This window comes from Synechococcus sp. R8-2 (genome assembly GCF_047461715.1).
Taxonomy (GTDB): Bacteria; Cyanobacteriota; Cyanobacteriia; order Thermostichales; family Thermostichaceae; genus Thermostichus.
Window position 1 is genome coordinate 1 of the sequence record NZ_JANSHQ010000279.1, and the last position, 2,160, is coordinate 2,160.

The 2,160-nt window shown below is 62.4% G+C and carries 3 protein-coding genes; all 3 read left to right on the top strand.

Annotation, left to right across the window (positions count from 1 at the left end; all coding sequences use genetic code 11):
* Positions 1–578: cob(I)yrinic acid a,c-diamide adenosyltransferase (locus NW819_RS07320; RefSeq protein ID WP_414413351.1), on the top strand; the 578-nt coding region annotated here is incomplete at its 5' end.
* A complete protein-coding gene (locus NW819_RS07325) occupies positions 578–1,327 on the top strand; it encodes a lysophospholipid acyltransferase family protein (RefSeq protein ID WP_414413352.1) in 750 nt (249 codons plus the stop codon). The genes NW819_RS07320 and NW819_RS07325, both read left to right, overlap by 1 nt.
* Positions 1,324–2,139 carry an alpha/beta fold hydrolase gene (locus tag NW819_RS07330; RefSeq protein WP_414413353.1) on the top strand — a complete coding sequence of 272 codons (816 nt, stop codon included), beginning with the start codon at positions 1,324–1,326 and terminating at the stop codon, positions 2,137–2,139. Before NW819_RS07325 ends, NW819_RS07330 begins: the two co-directional genes overlap by 4 nt.
* Positions 2,140–2,160 lie beyond the last annotated feature (21 nt).

The following is a 2,160-nucleotide window of genomic DNA, read 5'->3' on the forward strand; positions in this document are numbered from 1 at the left end:
CGGATCCCCAAAACGGCCAACCCCCTTGCAGCGGCATCGAGATCTACACCGGCAACGGCAAGGGAAAATCCACCAGCGCTCTGGGGCGGGCTCTGCAAGCCATTGGGCGCGGCATCAGTAAGGATCTCTCCCATCGTGTACTGATCATGCAATGGCTGAAGGGGGGAACGGGCTACACCGAGGATGCAGCCATTCGGGCCCTGCGGGAAAGCTACCCCGATTTGGTGGATCACCAGCGCTGCGGTCGGGATGCCATTGTCTGGCGGGGCAAACAACAGGAAATCGACTATGTAGAAGCGGAGCGGGGCTGGGAGTTGGCGCGGGCGGCCATCGCTTCTGGCCTGTACAAAACCATCATCCTGGATGAGCTGAACCCGACAGTGGATCTGGAGCTGTTGGACGTGGAGCCGATTGTCCAGGCTTTGCTGCGCAAGCCGCGGGACACGGAGATCATCATCACGGGGCGCTGCCATGCCCCCTTACCTTACTTTGAGCTGGCCTCTGTCCACTCGGAAATGGTGAGCCACAAGCACTATGCCGAGCAGGGGGCCGATCTGCGGCGCGGGGTGGACTATTGATGGGATCCTTCGCAGCGTTCTCAGCCAATTCTGCTCTCTCTTGGCCTCCAGACCCCAGGACTCTGGCCCAGTTGTTGCTCACCCTTTTCCAGACGGAAGTGTGGGTGGAGGGCAAGGAGCACGTTCCCGCCGGCCCGCTGGTGGTGGTGAGCAATCACCGCAGTTTTCTGGATGCGCCGGTGCTGATCGCGGGGTTGGACCGACCGATTCGCTTTGCCTGCCATTACTACCTGGCTCAGGTGCCGCTGCTGCGGGAAATCGCCCTGGCTTTGGACTGCATTCCCCTCAAGCAGGGATCCCGGCAGCAAATCCATTTTTTTCGCCAGGCGCAGGCCAGTTTGGCAGCGGGGGTGGGTGTGGGGATCTTCCCAGAAGGGGCGGAGCAGATCACCCGTGAGACCTCGCCTGGGGAGGTGGGGCGGTTTCAGCCAGGTTTTGCCCACCTGGCGCTGGCGGCAGCGGTGGATCCCTTGCCGATTCTGCCGGTGGCGGTGTGGGCGCAGGAAGAATGGCGGGGAGTAGATATTCCTATGGCTTTTTTCCGCTGGTTTGACCCCACTGAACCCCGATTTCAACAGGAAGGGGGACATCCGGTGGTGTTGTATCGGCGGGTGGTGCTCAGGGTGGGATCCCCCCTTTGGGTGGGCAGGAAGCAGCGCCAGGGATCCCGACGCGAGCGAATGCAGGTCATTCAAGAGCTAACTGCAGCGGCCCGAGAACAGGTGCGATTGGGATTGGCAGAGAGATGAGAAAGTTGAGTGGCGAGCCGGTAGCATCTGCCTCTAGCTTGGTCAGCCCGGCAACGGGAGCGGTCGGTCAGGAGCGGCCCCTGCTGCTGTATTTGCCCGGTATGGATGGCACAGGTACGTTGTTTTACCGGCAGGCGCAGGCTCTGCAGCGGGAGTTTCGCATTCGCCCCCTGAGTTTGAACCACCCGGAAGCGGGGGATAGCTGGGAAACCCTGGCCGATTGGGTGGGATCCCAGCTAGAAGCGGGGGCGTACTTGTGTGGAGAATCCTTTGGGGCCTGCCTGGCCTTGTTGGTGGCCGCCCAATGGCCGGAACGGTGCCGCGGCCTCATTTTGGTCAATCCAGCCTCGTCGCTGCGACGTAGGCCCTGGTGGTGGGCAGGGCATGTTCTCCTGCCCTTTTTGCCGCCGGCGCTCTATCACCAGTTGTCGGAGCGGGGGTTGGGGGTTTTGGCGGAGCTCAGCCAAATGGAGCCGCTCGATCAGGAGCGGCTGCGCCAGGCAGTTCACAGTGTTGAACCCACAGTAGCTGCTCGGCGCTTGGCTTTGCTGGGATCCTTTGCTGTGGAGAAGCTGCCCCTGGAGTCGATGACCCTGCCAACTTTGCTGGTGGCGGGGGGGCGGGATCGCCTGTTGCCCTCGGTGCAGGAGGTGGGCTGGCTGGCGGAACGGCTGCCCCAGGCGCAGGTAGAAATCTCGCCCCAGAGCGGCCACGCTTGCCTGCTGGAGCGGCGGATGAACCTGCGGCGTTACCTGCTCAAGCCGGATGGCCTTTTTGCCCCTCTGCTGCTCAATTCTGCTTCGGCCCATTGAGCATGGAGAGGGATCCCCACA